At 42.8% G+C, this 752-nt stretch carries 1 protein-coding gene; it reads right to left on the reverse strand.

The window, feature by feature from the left end; translation table 11 throughout:
* Positions 1-99: 99 nt before the first annotated feature.
* Entirely contained in the window at positions 100-228 is a 129-nt protein-coding gene (locus tag ASJ81_RS24255; protein ID WP_275112563.1) for a hypothetical protein, read from the reverse strand.
* Positions 229-752: the final 524 nt, after the last annotated feature.

The following is a 752-nucleotide window of genomic DNA, read 5'->3' on the forward strand; positions in this document are numbered from 1 at the left end:
GTTGGGTAAGTCGGGAGGATTGCTCCTCCTTTCTCCCCTAGGAACCGTACTTGAAAGTTTCCCCTCATACGGCTCGAGTGTTTTCAAACCCTTTCTGTATCAGGCATCAGTTATTTGCATAACTGATTTTGTGATTCTGGATAACAGCCCACTAACGTTACTGTCTGTAAGCCTCTCACCTGTTGGTGTCTTTGAGTATCTTACATTCGTGAGTTTGTTTCCGTTCACACAAGAAAACACCATCAGTAAGTCAGCATCCTTTCGGATCAAGGCAAAGTTTGAACCTCTATCTGATCTATTACAGATCAGCATTCGCTTTTTACTGAATCCTCTACCCTCTTTGTCATTGTTGCTCCTTACGAAGTTCCTACCCTTTTTAAGGGAACAAATAGGGCTTACCAAGTTCTATGTCATGAATAATTATGGGTTCTTTAGGGGCCATCTATGAGCCGGAAACCGTTTGTCCATTTGCTTTAACGTCATGCCACCGTTAAAGCCTGATTTCATACCTTTTGGTTCAAGCGTATCAATCCAGTTTCGCTTGGCGCACTTAACGACTCTTACAATGGTTCACTTTACGTTCCTCATGGAACTCTTACCCTAGCAAATAGTCTGAAATGGATTTTCAGAGAGCTTCACATTGTCCCAGAAGCTTTGCACCCCATCATTACTAATGACGCACATTCTGGTAGGGTTACCCCAAATGGAAAGGGCAGCATTAAAGCAATTCATGACATAACTTCTTGTCGCAC

This window comes from Methanosarcina spelaei, from assembly GCF_002287235.1.
Taxonomy (GTDB): Archaea; Halobacteriota; Methanosarcinia; order Methanosarcinales; family Methanosarcinaceae; genus Methanosarcina; species Methanosarcina spelaei.